The organism is Paraburkholderia phenazinium (assembly GCF_900141745.1).
In the GTDB taxonomy this organism is placed as follows: Bacteria; Pseudomonadota; Gammaproteobacteria; order Burkholderiales; family Burkholderiaceae; genus Paraburkholderia; species Paraburkholderia phenazinium_B.
Genome location: NZ_FSRM01000002.1, coordinates 1,267,500 through 1,284,364, shown reverse-complemented (window position 1 = coordinate 1,284,364; position 16,865 = coordinate 1,267,500). Strand labels below are relative to the sequence as shown.

12 protein-coding genes are annotated in these 16,865 nt (G+C 61.6%); 8 read left to right on the top strand and 4 right to left on the bottom strand.

The window, feature by feature from the left end:
• The first annotated feature begins 166 nt into the window (after window positions 1-166).
• The 5 genes from BUS06_RS25825 (at window position 167) to tcuB (ending at window position 8,039) form a co-directional block, all read left to right on the top strand.
• Window positions 167-1,462: an ABC transporter substrate-binding protein gene (locus BUS06_RS25825; protein WP_074267235.1), complete on the top strand. Its 1,296-nt coding sequence runs from the start codon at window positions 167-169 to the stop codon at window positions 1,460-1,462.
• The gene (locus BUS06_RS25820) at window positions 1,459-4,386 is read left to right on the top strand and encodes a bifunctional diguanylate cyclase/phosphodiesterase (protein ID WP_074267234.1); all 2,928 of its coding nucleotides are present in this window, start codon (window positions 1,459-1,461) and stop codon (window positions 4,384-4,386) included. Before BUS06_RS25825 ends, BUS06_RS25820 begins: the two co-directional genes overlap by 4 nt.
• A gap of 51 nt (window positions 4,387-4,437) precedes the next feature.
• Window positions 4,438-5,382: a LysR family transcriptional regulator gene (locus tag BUS06_RS25815; protein ID WP_074267233.1), complete on the top strand. Its 945-nt coding sequence runs from the start codon at window positions 4,438-4,440 to the stop codon at window positions 5,380-5,382.
• Window positions 5,383-5,455: 73 nt separating this feature from the next.
• Window positions 5,456-6,871, top strand: coding sequence for an FAD-dependent tricarballylate dehydrogenase TcuA (tcuA, locus tag BUS06_RS25810; protein ID WP_074267232.1), 1,416 nt, complete (start codon window positions 5,456-5,458; stop codon window positions 6,869-6,871).
• Window positions 6,858-8,039 carry a tricarballylate utilization 4Fe-4S protein TcuB gene (tcuB, locus tag BUS06_RS25805; RefSeq protein WP_429287186.1) on the top strand — a complete coding sequence of 394 codons (1,182 nt, stop codon included), beginning with the start codon at window positions 6,858-6,860 and terminating at the stop codon, window positions 8,037-8,039. Before tcuA ends, tcuB begins: the two co-directional genes overlap by 14 nt.
• A 114-nt stretch (window positions 8,040-8,153) precedes the next feature.
• On the opposite strand, the gene BUS06_RS25800 is transcribed toward tcuB, so the two are convergent.
• Genes BUS06_RS25800 through BUS06_RS25785 form a run of 4 tightly spaced genes read right to left on the bottom strand, consistent with a single transcriptional unit; the run spans window position 8,154 to window position 12,758 of the window.
• Window positions 8,154-8,939: a class II aldolase/adducin family protein gene (locus tag BUS06_RS25800; protein ID WP_074267231.1), complete on the bottom strand. Its 786-nt coding sequence runs from the start codon at window positions 8,937-8,939 to the stop codon at window positions 8,154-8,156.
• 48 nt (window positions 8,940-8,987) lie between these two features.
• Window positions 8,988-10,313 (bottom strand): MFS transporter, encoded by a 1,326-nt coding sequence (locus BUS06_RS25795; protein ID WP_083611600.1) that lies wholly within the window; start codon window positions 10,311-10,313, stop codon window positions 8,988-8,990.
• 51 nt (window positions 10,314-10,364) lie between these two features.
• The gene (locus BUS06_RS25790) at window positions 10,365-11,711 is read right to left on the bottom strand and encodes an MFS transporter (protein WP_083611599.1); all 1,347 of its coding nucleotides are present in this window, start codon (window positions 11,709-11,711) and stop codon (window positions 10,365-10,367) included.
• Between the two features lie 33 nt (window positions 11,712-11,744).
• A complete protein-coding gene (locus BUS06_RS25785; RefSeq protein ID WP_254368960.1) occupies window positions 11,745-12,758 on the bottom strand; it encodes a D-2-hydroxyacid dehydrogenase in 1,014 nt (337 codons plus the stop codon).
• A 160-nt stretch (window positions 12,759-12,918) separates the two neighbouring features.
• Here BUS06_RS25785 and BUS06_RS25780 point away from each other — a divergent pair, with 160 nt between their 5' ends.
• The 3 genes from BUS06_RS25780 (at window position 12,919) to rsgA (ending at window position 16,641) form a co-directional block, all read left to right on the top strand.
• Window positions 12,919-13,872, top strand: a complete 954-nt coding sequence (locus tag BUS06_RS25780) for an amidohydrolase family protein (protein WP_367946971.1) — start codon at window positions 12,919-12,921, stop codon at window positions 13,870-13,872.
• A 106-nt stretch (window positions 13,873-13,978) separates the two neighbouring features.
• Window positions 13,979-14,887: a LysR family transcriptional regulator gene (locus tag BUS06_RS25775; RefSeq protein WP_074267230.1), complete on the top strand. Its 909-nt coding sequence runs from the start codon at window positions 13,979-13,981 to the stop codon at window positions 14,885-14,887.
• Window positions 14,888-15,588: 701 nt separating this feature from the next.
• Window positions 15,589-16,641 carry a ribosome small subunit-dependent GTPase A gene (gene rsgA / locus BUS06_RS25770; RefSeq protein ID WP_074267229.1) on the top strand — a complete coding sequence of 351 codons (1,053 nt, stop codon included), beginning with the start codon at window positions 15,589-15,591 and terminating at the stop codon, window positions 16,639-16,641.
• The last annotated feature ends 224 nt before the right edge of the window (window positions 16,642-16,865 follow it).

Sequence of the window (16,865 nt, the reverse complement as noted above, 5' to 3'; positions counted from 1 at the left end):
CCTGCGCCCGACGCCAGCAAGATTCGGGCTCGGACCGTCCAGTTAAAGTATCTGCGCTGACTGCCGATATGCTGTGTGAGTAGCAGCCCTCCAGGGGGCGCCTAAGCAGCCCTGTTTTGCAAAGAATCAGGTGCCGATCGGATCGACGTCGAAAAGTGAACCCCAAGTGCGACAAACTGCGTTTGCGTCTTTGCTGTCCATCTTGGCCTGTTTGATTGTTTTTTCGTTGTGCGGTTGCCATCAGCAGGACCAGACTTCTTCGAGCACGGGCGCGCCCGCCAGCACCACGATCACCGCCCTGATCTGGGCTCCCGACTGGCCGCAGGAAATGCTGCAGATTGCCGCCGAATTCAGCAAGCTGAATCCAGACATACACGTGGATGTGCAGTTCATGATCGGCAACTCGGTGGAGGAAAACATCAAGCCGCGGGTCGCCTCCGGCAACTTGCCCGATCTGGTAAGTATCAACCCGAATGCCTACGCGGCCGACCTGGCCGATCAAGGGCTCCTGGCCGATGTGAGCAAGACGTCCGCCTGGAACAACATGCTCGACCCGCTCAAGAAGGACTGGACCAATCGCCAGTCCAGGCACTTTGGAATAGCGGGTGGAGTGGCTACGACGCTGATCTACTACAACGAGGACATGTTCGCGAAGGCAGGGATCAAGGAACTGCCGACCAGTTTCAACGAATTCCTGGCGGTATGCGAACAGCTCAAACGGGCGGGTGTTACGCCTATCATGTGGAACGGCGGCTTTCCGAACATGCTCGGCAACGGCCCTTTCAGTTCAGGCTTTGCCAACAATGTGGTGGCGCACGAGCCAGACTGGAAAAACCGGATCAGCGACGGCACGCTGGATCTCAACACCCCTCAGGTAGCGGATATTTTCGCCAAGATGTTGCTGATACCCGAACGTGGTTTCGTCCAGGACTCGTTCATGACGACCGGTTACGACGATGGCATACGGCTTTTCAAGGAAGGCAAGGTCGCGATGGCTTTTCACGGCAGTTGGGCCGCCGGTCTGTTGCTGCACGGGAACCCCTTCCAGGTAGGCGTATTCATCCCACCGTGGAACGCGCCGGGCGAGCGGGTCGTGCCGGTAATCGGCAGCGAAACTGGCTTTGCGGTGTCCGAGACGCCCAACAAGGCTGCTGCGATGCGCTTTCTCGAGTTCATCGCCGGGCCGGGGTTTTCCATTCTGCAGACAAAACGCCAGAACATCTCCCCGTTCAAGCAGGTCTCGGGGACAGCAGTTAGCGATCCGAAGATTATCGACTACACCAACACGGTTAGTCGCTATGCGGTGACCGGAAGCCCGTACTATTCGTTTCTACCCTCCAATTCCATCGAGCGTTTGCATCGATTGATGCAGGATGTGCTGTTTGGCAAAATCACGCCAGGACAGGCGGCGAAACTCCTGGATGAGTCGGTTAAGAATGAAGCGAAGATGCACTACAAATGACTTCCCTGCTCGGTTGGCTGCGAAACGCATTCGCCTACTTCTCGTTAGATCTGCTGCGCCGTGTCGAGATTCGCTACCGGCTGATAACCGCGTTCATCCTGCTTTCGCTGATCCCGATACTTGTTTCGGGCTACATATCGTATGTAGATTCGACCGCGGCGATCAAGCAGAAGGCGGAGATATTCTCGAAAGAGGTGGTCAAACAGGTCGCCAAAAACATCTCGCTGCGCATGGAGCAGATCGAGACGGAGAGCAGTCTGCTGGTGCTCTCCGATCGCGTTCAGGACGCGCTGACCCGCGTCGCGAGCGGCAATGAAAAGGAGCAAAGCGAAGCGCGCCAGGATATGACCCGACTGCTCCTCGAGCACTACGGCGCGGTTGATTACATCAACCAGAAATATCTGCTCGACCGGAACAACCGGATCATGGACACCCAGGCGTTCGCGCAACTGACGCGGGGTGTCGTGCGTCTGGTCCAGCAGGCGCCCAACCGCAATGGCCGGCCTTACTGGGGTAGCTACGACAACGGAGCCGGTCAACAGGACCTGGGGATGGTGCGTGCCATCATCGGCAAGAGCAACAATCAGCAGATCGGCAATCTGGTTCTGGTGATTCGTCCCGAACATTTCTCGGCGATTTTCGATGACGTCGCTACGGGCAGCGGAACGGAGATCTATGTCGTCGACGCCAGTACCGACAAGCGGATTGTCGGCGCCGACGGCACTTCGGTGACCACCGACGGCAGGGCCGAGCCGGGCCTGATCGAAAAGATCACACAAGCCGATCCGCACGGCGAGCCGAGTGGCTTCGTCGACTTCGAGGGCACAAGCGGCGGCCGATATCTCGCCGCGTACACCGCCATCGCCGGAACGCCATGGTTTGTGGTCAGTACCATCCCGGAGCAGAAGCTGACGGGGGAGGCACAGTCGGTGCGCAACCAGATCATCCTGGTGGGCATCTCGGGGTTTCTGCTTTCGATCTTCCTCGCCTACTTCATTTCGCACAGCATCTCCGCCCCGCTCAAGGAACTGGTGCGAAAGATGCACGACACCGGCAGCGATGCGGGCGCCGAGGTAGAGATACCGGTGGACGCACACCGCGACATTGGCGCCGGGGATGAACTGGGCAGACTGGCGCAGCGGTTCGAACGAATGAGTGCGGCGATCAGACAGAAAATCCAGAAGATCAACGAGATCAACGCCTCTCTCGAGCAAACCGTCATCGAGCGCACAGTGGAACTGGTCGCGCGCGAGCAGGAGTCGCGCACGTTGATCGAAAACTCGCCCGACACGATTACGCGCTACGACCGCGATCTTCGCCGCACCTACGCCAATCCCGCGTTCTGTGTTTCAGCGGGCCGCAGCCTCGCCGAATCGCTCGGCAAGCGGCCCTCAGAAGTCCCGGGCGGCGCCAATGCGCTGACCTATGAGAGGAAGATCAAAGAAACCATTACAACCGGCAAAAGTCATCAGTTTGAACTGCGATGGCTCGGCAAGGATGGAAAGGAACAGTGCAGTCATATCCGGCTCACGCCGGAGATCGATGCATCGGGCAAGGTGAACTCCGTGCTGGCGGTAGGCCGTGATTTGTCGGACCGGATGGTGTTCGAGGCAACGATCTGGAAACAGGCCAATTTCGATGCGCTGACCCATCTTCCGAATCGCCAGATGTTTCATGAGCGTCTCGACCACGAAGCTGGCGTGTCGGATCGCTCTGGGCGGCCCATGGCCCTGATGTTGATCGATCTGGACCGCTTCAAGGAAGTCAACGACTCACTGGGACACGATACCGGCGACATCCTGCTGATCGAGGCGGCGAGACGCATCACCTCTTGCGTGCGTGAAACCGACACGGTCGCTCGTCTTGGCGGCGATGAGTTCACGGTCATTCTGTCCGGGCTGGACGACACCGGACGCATCGAACAGATCGCGAAGACGGTCATCGCCAAGCTCGCCGAGCCGTTCAAGCTCGGCGCGGATGAGGCCTTCATTTCTGCGAGTGTCGGCGTCACGCTATACCCCGACGACGCCAGCGAACTCGACGTTCTCTTCAAGAATGCCGACCAGGCCATGTACGCGGCGAAAGCCGCTGGACGCAACCGTGTCCACTATTTCACGTCCGAGTTGCAGGTGGCGGCGGAAAAGCGCCGGCGTCTCACGAGCGATCTTCGCACCGCCTTGCAAGCGGAACAGTTCCAGGTCTATTACCAGCCCATCGTCGATCTCGCGACGGGCGAAATCTACAAGGCCGAAGCACTGATACGCTGGATGCATCCCGAACGCGGCACGATCAGTCCGCTAGATTTCATCGCCTTGGCCGAAGACACGGGGCTCATCGTTCCAATTGGCGACTGGGTGTTCAAACAGGCCGTGCGCCAGGCGCATCAATGGCGCCAACGATTCCATCCGTCGTTCCAGATCAGCGTCAACATTTCACCGGTGCAGATTCGTCAAGACAATCTGGTGTGTATCCAATGGTCCGAATACCTCATACGGGAAGGGATGCCCAGACAAAGCGTGGCCATTGAAATAACCGAAGGGTTATTGCTGGACGCGGAACTGAATGAGAAGTTGCTGAGTTTCCGTGATGCGGGAATGGGGATTTCGATCGACGACTTTGGGACCGGCTACTCGTCCCTGGCGTATCTGAAGCGCTTCGATATCGACTATCTCAAGATCGACCGCTCATTCGTGCAGAACCTCGGCTTCGACGGCGGCAACCAGGCGCTTTGCGAAGCGATGGTCATGCTGGCTCACAAGCTTGGGCTTCAGGTGATCGCTGAAGGGGTCGAGACGACAGATCAACGCGACTTTCTCGCCGCCGTGGGTTGCGACTTTGCGCAGGGCTTTTTGTACTCCGAGCCAGTTCCGTCCGATCAGTTTGAGGAGCGGGTGTGGCCGGCCGTCACGGCGATTGCTGACTAGGAACGACGCGACGCGCCCTATAATCAGCCGATCCCCACCCGCGCCCTCCCCATGGAACTCAGGCAGTTACGCTATTTCGTCAGTGTGGTTGCCCACGGCAGCATGGGGCGCGCCGCGCTCGAGCTCGGCGTGGTCACATCGGCACTGAGCCAGCAGATCAGCCGGCTCGAAAGCGAACTCTCCACTCGGCTGCTGCGGCGCACCTCGTCCGGCGTGGTGCCGACCGATGCCGGCCTCGCCTTCTGGCGCCAGGCGCAACTCGCGCTGCGTCACGTGGATGCGGCCGCGCTGGCAGCGCAGGAAGCGCGGCTATCGGGGCATGTCAGCGTCGGGCTCGCACCGAGTACGACGGGCGTGCTCGGGCTGCCCTTCATCCAGGCCATGCGCGAGCGCTATCCGGAAGTTCGGCTGCACATGGTAGAAAGCCTGTCCGGTCATCTGGGCTCGATGCTCGACGCGCGCCAGATCGACCTCGCGATTCTGTTTCAGGAAGAACCGGCTCAGCGCTGGAGCAGCCTGCCGTTGCTCGACGAGCAGTTGTTCGTGATCGGCAACCCGACGCTGGCCGGCATGCCGGCCACAGCGTCGGTATGGCTCGCGCAACTGGAGCGCTTGCCGCTCGTCCTGCCAAGCGGATCGCACGGATTGCGTGCGCTGCTGAGCGCCGCCTTCAGGCGCGCGCACTACGAACCGCTGATAGCCGCGGAAATCGACGGCCTCGCGATGCTCATGGACACCGTGCGCGCCGGCATTGGCGCGACGATCCAGCCGGGCGCCGCACTGGCGCGCCCCGAAAACGCCCAGCTCACCAGTATCCCGATCCTCGATGCCGACGTGACGCGCCCCAACCTGATCGTCAGCGCATCCGACGACGAGCTGTCGCCGGCTGGCCTCGCCGCGCGTGTCGTGCTCCTCGATGTCGCGCGCGAAATCGTGGCCGCCGGCCGCTGGCCCGGCGCGGCGCTCCGCGCCAGCGCGACCCTTCACGAAAACTGAAGCCCCCTTGCCCCGCCGCCCATGGCGGTGCGGCGCGTTCGCCCGTACAGTGCGAGCCAAAGGAGACAACTCGATGGTCGATGTTCTCGTCATCGGCGGCGGCAATGCTGCGCTATGCGCCGCCCTCATGGCTCGGGAAGCCGGTGCTTCCGTTCTGTTGCTGGAGGCCGCGCCGCGCGAATGGCGCGGCGGCAATTCACAACACACCCGCAATCTGCGCTGTATGCACGACGCGCCGCAGGACGTGCTCGTCGATGCCTACCCCGAAGAGGAATACTGGCAGGATCTGCTGAAAGTCACCGGCGGCCTCACGGACGAGGCGCTCGCGCGGCTTGTAATTCGCGCGTCGTCGACCTGCCGGCCGTGGATGCGCCAGCATGGCGTGCACTTCCAGCCGTCGCTCTCGGGCGCGCTGCATACCGCCCGAACCAACGCTTTTTTCATGGGCGGCGGCAAGGCCCTCGTCAACGCCTATTACCGCAGCGCGGAACAACTCGGCGTGCAGATCCGCTATGAAACGCCGGTGCAGCGCATCGAGCTCGACGGCCCGCGCTTCGTGGCCGCGTGGGCGGGCAACGAACGCATTACGGCGCGCAGCTGTGTGCTCGCGGCGGGCGGCTTCGAGTCGAACCGCGCGTGGTTGCGCGATGCCTGGGGCGTCAACGAGCGCGGAGAACACCCCGCCGACAACTTCCTGATCCGCGGCACGCGCTTCAACATGGGCACGCTGCTGCGCTTCATGATCGACGCGGGCGCGGACAGCATCGGCGACCCGACCCAGGCACATATGGTGGCAATCGACGCACGCGCGCCGCTCTACGACGGCGGCATCTGCACGCGCGTCGACTGCGTGTCGCTCGGCGTGGTGGTGAATCGGGACGCCGAACGGTTCTACGACGAAGGCGAGGACTTCTGGCCGAAGCGCTACGCGATCTGGGGGCGTCTCGTCGCCCAGCAGCCGGGGCAGACCGCCTGGTCGATCATCGATGCGAAGGCCGTTGGACGCTTCATGCCGCCGGTGTTTCCGGGCGTGCGGGCGAACAGCTTGCCTGAACTTGCAACGGCCCTCGGACTCGACCCCGCGCGTTTCATGGAGACCCTTAACGCGTACAACGCCGCCTGCCGCCCCGGCACGTTCGATCACACGAAGCTCGACGATTGCCGCACCGATGAGCTCGCTCCGCCGAAGACTCACTGGGCGCTCCCGCTCGATACGCCGCCATTCTTCGGCTTCGCCTTGCGTCCGGGTATCACGTTCACTTATCTCGGCCTGAAAACCGACCAGACGGCCGCGGTTCGCTTTGGCGACGAGCCTAGCGAAAATCTCTTCGTCGCCGGCGAAATGATGGCCGGCAACGTGCTCGGCAAAGGCTATACGGCCGGCGTCGGCATGAGCATCGGCACGGCATTCGGCCGCATCGCCGGCACCAACGCCGCCGCGCATGCCGTCGCTTCGGTACATAAGGAAAGCAGTCGTGCAAGCTCTTGAAAAACTGATCCAGCAAGCCAGCGACGAGTGGTCGCCCGTCGCCGTGACCGTCGCAAGGGCGCCGCTTCTCTCCGTGCCGGAGGACGAAGCCGCCCGGATCCTGCAGATCTGCAACGCGTGCCGCTACTGCGAAGGCTTCTGCGCCGTCTTTCCGGCCATGACACGGCGCCTCGAGTTCGGCACCGCCGACGTCCATTACCTGGCGAACCTGTGCCACAACTGCGGGGCCTGCCTGCACGCGTGCCAGTACGCGCCGCCGCATGAGTTTGCCGTCAACGTCCCGCAGACGATGGCCAGCGTGCGCGGCCGCACGTACCGCCTGTTTGCATGGCCCCGTTCGTTCGCGGCGCTGTACGAGCGCAACGGCCTCGCGGTCGCCCTCGCGCTTGCGGGCGGCGTCGCACTGTTCCTGATCCTCGCGCTCGCGATGAGCGGTAACCTGTGGCAGGCCTCTGTGAGTGGTTCGTTCTACGATGTGTTCCCGCACACGCTGATGGTCGATATCTTCGCGCCGGTCTTTCTGTTCGCTATCTGTGCACTGGGGATCGGTGTGCGTCGCTTCTGGCGCGAAGCCGTGCCGGGCTCGGCCAGTGGCGCGGCGCTTGCCGAAGCCACCAGCGCGGTCGCAACGCTCCGGTACCTGGGTGGTGGACACGGTGAAGGCTGCAACAACGAGGACGACCGCTTTTCGCTCGCGCGCCGGCATTGCCACCATGCCACTGCCTACGGTTTCGCGTTATGTTTCCTGTCGACATGCGTCGCCACGCTCTATCACTATGTGTTCCGGCTCGAGGCGCCGTATGCCTATACGAGCCCGCCGACACTACTCGGCACCGTCGGTGGCATTGGCATCGCCGTGGGTACACTCGGTCTTGGCTGGCTGAATCTGCAACGCCATCCCAACCAGGGCGACGCCGCGCAAAAGCCGATGGATCTCGGCTTCATCGCTCTGCTGCTAATCGTCGCGCTCAGTGGCCTCGCACTCATGGTGCTGCGTAGCAGCGCTGCGATGCCCAGTTTGCTGGCGCTGCATCTCGGCGCCGTGATCGCCTTGTTCCTGACCATGCCTTACGGCAAGTTCGTTCACGGACCGCTACGCGCGGCCGCGTTGCTCAAGTGGGCAATCGAGCGCCGCCAGCCGAACCGGGTCGGCCTTACGGATGACTGATCAATCCAGACAACCTGCTCGCAGCTCTCCTGTGTTCAGAGACCGTGGGCGTCCCTCTCCGTCTGGAGCAGAACCAACCCTTGGATAGGCGCCGCAGCGCCCATCCTCTGCAGCTCACTCCCGATAGCTCGGATCGATCCGGTCCAGCTTGCGCAGCAACGCCGGCCATTCGAGCAGGCCGTACGGACGACGCGTCTGCGGCTGGTAGTTCATGTACGTTTGTTCGAGCACTTCGGGCGAGACTTCGTTGAGTTCGACACCGCACGCCTGCGCCGCCAGTTGCGAGCGGCACGACAGCTCCAGTCGATGCATCGCGTTGAACGCCTCCGGAATCGTGCGGCCGACGGTCAGCAACCCATGGTTGCGCAGGATCAGTGCGTTGTTGTCGCCGAGATCCGCGATCAGCGAGTCACGTTCGCTCGTATCGAGCACCACGCCGCAGTAATCGTGATAGCCGATCTTGTAGAAGCGCATGGCGGTTTGCGTCATCGGCAGCAGTCCGCATTTGAGCGCCGACACGGCCATCCCCGGCCAGCTATGCGTATGGATCACGCAGGCAAGCTCGTGCTTCGCCTCATGAATCGCGCCATGAATCACGTAGCCGGCGCGGTTGATGCCATAGTCCGCGCCGACGAATGCAGGTTTGCTCAGAATGTTGCCATCGTTGTCGATCTTGATGAGACTCGACGCCGTGACTTCTTCGTACAGCATCCCGTATGCGTTGATCAGGAACGCCTCTTCGCCGGGCACACGCGCGGAGATATGGTTGGCCGCCATGTCGGACATGCCGTAGTGTTCGACGAGGCGATAACACGCGGCCAGGTCCACGCGCACCTGCCACTCCTCTTCGGAACAGTGTTCGCGCATCGAGGGGATGTCGAATTCGGGAATCGGTTTCATGCGATGCTCCTGCAGGTCATAAAGGAAGTGAACAAAGGAATACGTGCTTCATGCGGTCATCTGCGAATCGCTGCGGCGCAGACATAAGGCGGCCACCAGCGTGCAGGCGATACAGGCCGACGCGTACAGGTAGAAGCCCTGTTCGTAGCCGACGCTCTTGAACCAGAGACCCGCATAGCCGGCGGTGCCGCCGAACAATGCGGTCGCAATCGAATAAGGCACGCCTACGCCGAGCGCACGCAAGCGCGCAGGAAAGAGGTCCGCCTTCGCAATCGAACAGACCGACGTATAGCCGCATACGATCAGCAGCGCCACGGCAAGCAGCAGGAAGGCTGTGGATTCGCTGTGGGTGTGCGCGAGTGCAGCAAGCAGCGGCCAGGTACCGAATGTCCCGCCCACGCCGAACGCGATCAGCAGAGGCCGTCGTCCAATGCGATCCGAAAGCGCGCCGAACAGCGGTTGCACAAGCATGAACAACGTCAGCGTGGATAGCGACACCCACGCGGAGGCACGTGCCGAGAGCCCCACCGTGTTGACGAGATAGCTGTGCATGTAAACCGTGTAGGTGAAGAATGCGAGCGTGCCGCCTGTGGTGAGGCCGAACACGAGAATCACGGGACGCCAGTGCTTGCGCAGCTCGGAAAGTCCGGTGCGTTCCTTGGCGGCTTCGGAGAGGTTGCGAAAGTCGGGCGTTTCGTCGATATTGCGGCGCACCCAATAGGCGACTAGCGCCAACGCCGCACCTGTGATGAACGGTACACGCCAACCCCACGCGTTGAGCTCAGCGCGCGAAAAGAAAAACTCCTGCAGCAGGACCTGGACGAGCGTGGCGAGCAACTGGCCCATGATCAGCGTGACGTAATGGAAGCTGCTGTAGAAGCCGCGACGACCAGGCTTGGCAATCTCGCTTAGATAGACCGAACTTGCGCCGTACTCGCCGCCGAGAGAAAACCCCTGCACGAGACGCGCGAGCAGCAACACCAGCGGCGCGAGGGCGCCAATCTGGACGTAGGTTGGACACAGGCCAATCGCAAGCGAGCCGCCGCACATCAGGATGACCGAGAGCGTGAGGCCGGCGCGCCGGCCCCGCCGGTCTGCGTAAAGGCCAATCATCCAGCTTCCGATTGGACGCAGCAGGAAGCCCAGCGCGAACACGGCGGCTGCGCTGAGTAGCTGGATGGTGCGGTTCTCGCGCGGGAAGAACGACGCCGCGAAATAGATTGAAAACGTCGTGTACACATGAAAGTCGTACCACTCGATCAGATTGCCGATCGAGCCGCCGACTATCGAACGCGCCGCACGGCGCGTTGATGACCCCGCGTGGATGCCCGGCACAGCATCAGGGGCGGCGGCCGTTGCGTGTATGTCGTTCATGGACGTTTGTCTCCTGTAGTTTTGTGTAATGGCCTTCTGTGCGGCCTTAAGTCATGCCGGCGCCGAACGGATCGTCCGGGCCGGAAACGCCACTAGCAATACAACAGCACCGCAACCGATGATCGCGCCCAGCACGACCAGGCCGCTGCCGAAGCCGGCCGCGCCATGACTCATCCAGCCCAGCGCGGCAGTACTCAACGCACCGCCAAGCGAGCCGATCACGTTGATCACCGCGATACCGCCGGCTGCGGTTTCGCGTGTGAGGTAAGTCGGCGGAATCGACCAGAACACTGAAAGACAGGAATAGTGGCCCGCCGACGCCACGGCCAGCAGGACGATCGCCACGACCGTGTTGCTGTGAAAGAGCGGCAGCATCGCAAGCGCCGCGGCAGCACAAACGAGTGCGATAGCCGCATGCCAGCGCCGCTCGAGCGTGCGGTCCGAGTGGCGCCCCACTAGCAGCATCACGATGGTCCCGATGAACGCCGGGATTCCCGCCAGAACGCCAACGTTGACGACCTGCGCCACGCCCGAATTACGGATCACCATCGGCGCCCAGAAGGCCAGCGTGTTGCCTAGCGAAAAACTGCACGCGAAGGTGAAGCCCGCGCAGAATACGCGCGGGTCGGACAGAATCGCGCGAAACGGCGCGTGCTTCGAGCGGCGCGTCTTGTGGCTTTCGTCACGGTCGAGATCCGCGAGAATGAATGCGCGTTCGGCGCTTGCCAGCCAGGGCGCTGTATCGGGCCGGTCACTCAGCACGAAGAAGAGCACGACGCCGAAGACGGCCGAGGGCATGCCTTCGAGCAGGAAGAGCCACTGCCAGCCATGCAGCCCGAGTTGTCCCTGGAACGCGTGCATGATCCATCCCGAGAGCGGTGTGCCGAGCGTCGCCGCGAGTGGAATGCTCAGGTAGAAGATCGACGTCATGCGTGCACGACGCCGCGCCGGAAACCAGTAGCTCAGGTAAAGAAAGATGCCGGGCGTGAAACCGGCCTCGGCCACACCGATCAGAAAACGCACCAGGTAAAACTGCATCGGCGTACGAACAAACATGGTCATCGTCGACAAGATTCCCCAGGCCACCATGATGCGCAAGAAGGTCTTGCGCACGCCGATGCGGTCGAGCATCAGATTGCTCGGAATCTCGAACACCACATAGCCAACGAACAGCAGACCGGCGCCGAAACCGTAGGCCGCATCGCTAAACCCAAGGTCGGACTTGAACTGGATCTGCGCAATGCCGATGTTGATCCGGTCGAGATAATTAAGGATGTAGCCGAACACCAGCAAGGGCAGGATACGCAGCGCGACCTTGCGATAGACCGCCCGCTCGAACGCGTCAGCCGTCGCGCCTGTGTCGAGAGTTGCGGGGGGCGAATCGATACTCAACGCCATGCGGTAACTCCAGTTGGTGGGCTGCAAGTGTGATCAGACGACGGCGAACTGCGGCGGCACCGCATTGACGAGCGGTGCGCCGCGCTGCCAGCGCGCCAGGTTGTCGAGCCAGATGCGGCCGACGGCGTCGTAGTAGCTGTCCGAATGCCCTGCGGTGTGCGGCGAGATCAGCACGTTGGGCAAATCCCATAGCGGCGAAGCCGCATCGAGCGGCTCGCGTTCGAACACGTCGAGCCATGCGCCGGCGAGCGCGCCGCGCGCAAGGGCCTCGATAAGCGCGGACTGCGCCACCACCTCGCCACGCGCCACGTTGACGAGGTAAGCACGTGAAGGCAGCGATGCGATTCGACGCGCGTCGATCAGGCGTGTTGTGAGCGGCGTCAGCGGACACGCGAGGATTAGCCAATCGGTGTGCGGAAGCGCATCGTCGAGTTGTCCGAACGAGATCGTACGTACGGTCCCGCTCGTCTCTGCACCCGCCGCTCCGCCCGCGCCGCTTTCGCGGCGCACGACGGTGACGTTCATCTCGAGAACCCCGAGCAAACGCGCGAGCCGCTGCCCGATCGGACCATAGCCGACAATGAGGGCATTTTGGCCCGCGAGGTCGCTTGGCGAGGCCTCGCCAAGCAACGGCTCCCACGCATGACGGTGTTGAGCTTCGTAGAGACGGCTAAAGCGGCGCGCGAGCGCAAGCATTCCGCCGAGCGCCGACTGCGCCACGACACCCGCGTTCGCCCCCGAGGATGTCGTGACGGTCACACCGCGCTGCAGCAATTCCGGGAAGATTGGCCGGTCGGCGCCGGACGAATGCGTATGGACCCATGCAAGACGAGGCGATTCACGCAGTACCTTGTAGAAAGCTTGCAGTTCCGCGGTGAGGTCGGTCTTGGTTGAGCGACCCGTCACATCGCGGCTGATGAACGCAATGTCGGCTCGCCCGCGATGCGGCTCGTCGGGCGTCACGATGCGGTAAGCGGTATCGCCAAGCACGTTCGCGATCGCGCCACCCAACCGTTCGGCCGCCGAGCGCGAAAGTAGAATATCCAAAGCCAGTCTCCGTCTTTTGTTCGAATGGGTGGGGTACCTCCGCCGGGAAAACCGGCACACTCCTGTTCAGATTGTGGCCGCCCCAGATAGGGCTGCTGTTCATTTTGGCGAATGCAGCGTTTCCATTTAGATAACGCTCGAGCGGCAAACGATCCGTACCATGCAAGTATGCGCTGCGCTTTGCCGCCTTCCGTTCAGCCCGACTAAACACCTGTTCACAATGACGAAACCCTGCCTCGGTCCCCTGCCGCCCCCGGCCTTTGTGCCGGCCGCCATTCCACCGCGCGCGTGTGATTGCCATGCACACGTGTTCGGCCCTTACACGCAATTTCCTTTGGCCGACGAACGCAGCTATACACCACCGGAAAACCCCGTGACGCGCTTCATCGAACAACTCGATGCCACAGGCTTCGCGCGCGGCGTAGTCGTAACAGCAAGCGTGTACGGCACCGATAACCGCTCTCTCGTCGACGCACTCCGGCAAGCCCCTACGCGATTGCGCGGCGTGGCGGTAATCGACGGCAGCACCTCCGAGGCCGAGCTCGACAGCCTCACGCTGCATGGGGTGCGCGGCGCCCGCTTCAATCTCTATCAGGAGCACGGGCAGAAGGTGTACCGCAACGGCGCCGGCCTCGACGATCTGCGCGCCCTCGCCCCGCGTCTTGCGGCGCGCGGCTGGCACGCGCAGATATGGGTTCACGCGCCCGACCTGCCGGAACTCGCGCCCACGTTGCGTGCACTGTCGATCCCGCTAGTCGTCGATCACATGGGGCGCATGAATGTTTCACGCGGCACGGATGACGCCGGCTTTCAGACGCTTGTCGCCCTGCTCGCCGACGGCGCCGCGTGGACCAAGATATCGGGCGCGGATCGGATTTCCGCAACGGGGGCACCGTACGAAGACGTGTTCGCCTTCGAGGCCGCGATTCTTGCGGCCAACCCCGATCATGTGGTGTGGGGCAGCGACTGGCCGCACGTCAATTACTTCGAGTCCGCAAGGATGCCGGACGACGGCACACTGATCGAGCATTTCTTGCGCGCCGTGCCCGATGCTGCGTCGAGACAAGCCATACTGGTAAGCAATCCGGCGCGCCTCTACGATTTCCCGCTTTGATCCTCGCGCACTGCGCGCGGCAAGCCGGGGACCTCGCGTATCATGCATCCACCCTTGCGGGCGTGGCGAAACGCCGGCCCGCGTCATCCCATGGATCGTCCCGCGCATGAAAATGGATTTGCCCGGCCTCCAGATGCTGGTGGCCGCCATCGAGGCGAAGAGCCTTTCGAAAGCTGCAGAACGCGAGAATCTGGCTACGTCGGCGGCGAGCAAGCGCATCGCCGAGCTGGAGCGGCGGCTCGGCACGACGCTGCTCGTGCGCCATGGACGCGGCGTCGAACCGACACCCGCTGGCGCGGCGCTCTATCATCGCGCGAAGGCGATCTTGCGCAGCGTCGAACTGGCGCAAAACTCGGTAGCGGAGTTCGGCATGAGCGGGCAGCCGAAAATCCGGCTGGCCGCGAACCGCTCGTCGATCATCCAGTTCCTGCCGCAAGCGCTTAGCCGTTATTACGTGAGCGAGCCCAATGTTCAGATCGAACTGCAGGAACGCTACAGTTACGACATTCCGCGCTTGATCGCCGATGCCGATTCGGACATCGGTATTTATCATGCCGTCACGCCCGCGCCAGGCATTCATTCGATTGCCTACCACCGCGATCGCGTCGTGCTGGTCGTGCCGCTCGACCACCCACTCGCCACGCACAACGAAACAACGCTCGAAGCGGCAAAGGACTATCCGTTCGTCGGCTATTTTCCGCGACACTCATATGAGGCGTTTCTGTCGCTCGCTGAAGACGGGTTGTCGCGACCGCTCAATGTTCGCATCGAAGTTTCGAACTACGAAGCACGCTGCCGCATGATCCGCGAAAGGATCGGCATTGGCATCATGCCGGAGCTGATTGCCGCTTCCTATCTCGGCCGTTATGGTCTTAGGGCTATCCGCCTGCTCGATGGGTGGGCAACTCGCCAGTTCTATATTGGCCTTAGGAACAGCGGCGAGCAGCCGCCGCTGCTGGCGACTTTTATTGCGCATTTGCTCGCTGCGGCGGGGGATGAGAAAGCATCAGAATGAGGCTGCTGGGGCAGCCTCGTATCCCAATGCAAAGATTCCTCCTCCAGAATTTTTATTCTCGGATATCATAGGCGCCGTCGTACACCGTCAACACTCGGTCCCACTTGGCGTCAGGCTATTGTTTTGTTTCAGGGCGGACCCACTGCAATCAGGAGGTTTGGATATGAAAGATCTTTACACCGCAGCTTCAGGCGACTTTCTTCTGAATTCTTCCATGCATTGGGATCATGACCACGCTCGAATCCAACCTGCTTTGCAAGACCGCGTCTGCGCGTCTTAGCCTTCATCCTCCAAGTCCTCAACGTCCAAGCAGGACACTCGGCCCTAATGGGTCTGCAATCGTTGAACTAACGCGCTGGTTGCGCGTCTTCCTTCTCCAGCGAAATAACCCGCGCCTCGGCAGCATTGGCGCCGGACTAGCGTGCCTTGCGCAAGTCCACGGATTCCGCTTGCTCCACGATCCCCCTCCTTCCAGGCGTTGCGTTTTCTAGCACGCTCTCCAGACCTCATGCAGGCCTAAACCGCGTCGCGTCAGTCGTCGCGGTGGCTCGCGCTCGTCCCATACATTCCGGCGGCGAACGCATCGGGTCTCGTTAGTCATGCTTATTTCATTCAGCGTGGCACGCCACCGTGTGTGCCTGTGGCATTGAAGCATCCCTATGCGAATGCCCGACCTATAGATCATTCAGGAACTAACAATCTTGTCCAACTCCTTAAGAAAACTGGGCTTCAACGATCACTTCGCAGAACACGCCGCACGCTACGGCATCGGCCAACCCTATCGCGTCACCGAGGACTTCGGCTTGCGCTTTGTCGTATCCGGCGACGCAGGAGGACAACTGCGACCATTCAACCTGACCTTTGCGAGGAAGAGCGAACGAGCGCCCATCATCGGCGACTGGATACTTGGCACCCCGACGGAAACCGGCGAAGTCGAATTTATCGACATCCTCGAGCGCAGTAGTTGTTTCCAGCGCAGTACAGGCGAGGACCGTGTGCAACTGCTGGCGGCCAATGTCGACAAGCTGTTCATCGTCACGTCCTGCACGGACGAATTCAACTTGTCGCGACTTGAACGCTATCTGCTCCTGGCCCGCGCGAACCACATCTCACCCGTTCTTGTCCTGAACAAGGCCGATCTGGCGACGGACCCAAACACCTATCTCGAACAGATCGCGGAACTCGGACCGGAAATCCCCGTGTGTGTGCTAAGCACTTTTAGCGAACCGGGGGTAACGCAACTCAAGCTCATGATCGCGGAGGATGAAACCTGCGTGTTCGTCGGGTCGTCTGGCGTTGGCAAGAGTTCCATCGTGAACGCCTTGACCGAATCACAACGGCAGTTGACGCTAGGCGTAAGCGCTAAGGGCGCGCGCGGATCGCATACGACTACCAGCCGCTCGCTGTTCATGCTGCCGGAAAGCGGCGTGATCATCGACACCCCGGGCATCCGGAGCGTCGGCGTAAGCGCTAGCGCCGATAGCCTGAGCGACGCCTTTGAAGACATCGCGCACTTGATGAGCCAGTGTGCGTTTCGCAATTGCGGGCACAACGGGGAGGCAGGTTGCGCCGTCACGCAGGCCGTGGACGAAGGTCGCCTAACGTTAAGACGCCTCAACTCGTACAAGAAGTTACAGCGCGAAGCAGAGTTCTTTGAGGACAAGCAAGCGGCAATGCGGCGCCAGCGCGACGAGGCCAGGCAGCGGGCAGCGCGACGGGGCAGCCGGCAAAGATTTGAGCGTGATCCGAAATGAGGGGAAGCCCTAACGCAACGACTAGCGGGTTCCACACCGCTGTCGTTGCTACGCCACACCGACGTCCTCCTCTAGGTAAAACATTTTTATTTGTATCTAACAAATTTAGAAATATGTATCTTAGCTAGATTACATCTGGCAACACCCTGTAATGGCTGTGTTAGGTAAAAACCCCAAGCAACGGGCTTGTGCAGCTCGCACATAGGCGGTGCACGACAATGAGC

Bases quoted from the DNA above. Each gene is read 5' to 3' on its own strand.
- BUS06_RS25815 (WP_074267233.1), top strand. From the start codon at position 4,438: ATGGAACTCAGGCAGTTACGCTATTTCGTCAGTGTGGTTGCCCACGGC.
- BUS06_RS25820 (WP_074267234.1), top strand. From the start codon at position 1,459: ATGACTTCCCTGCTCGGTTGGCTGCGAAACGCATTCGCCTACTTCTCG.
- BUS06_RS25790 (WP_083611599.1), bottom strand. From the start codon at position 11,711: ATGGCGTTGAGTATCGATTCGCCCCCCGCAACTCTCGACACAGGCGCG.
- BUS06_RS25795 (WP_083611600.1), bottom strand. From the start codon at position 10,313: ATGAACGACATACACGCAACGGCCGCCGCCCCTGATGCTGTGCCGGGC.
- BUS06_RS25800 (WP_074267231.1), bottom strand. From the start codon at position 8,939: ATGAAACCGATTCCCGAATTCGACATCCCCTCGATGCGCGAACACTGT.
- tcuA (WP_074267232.1), top strand. From the start codon at position 5,456: ATGGTCGATGTTCTCGTCATCGGCGGCGGCAATGCTGCGCTATGCGCC.
- BUS06_RS25780 (WP_367946971.1), top strand. From the start codon at position 12,919: ATGCAAGTATGCGCTGCGCTTTGCCGCCTTCCGTTCAGCCCGACTAAA.
- BUS06_RS25775 (WP_074267230.1), top strand. From the start codon at position 13,979: ATGAAAATGGATTTGCCCGGCCTCCAGATGCTGGTGGCCGCCATCGAG.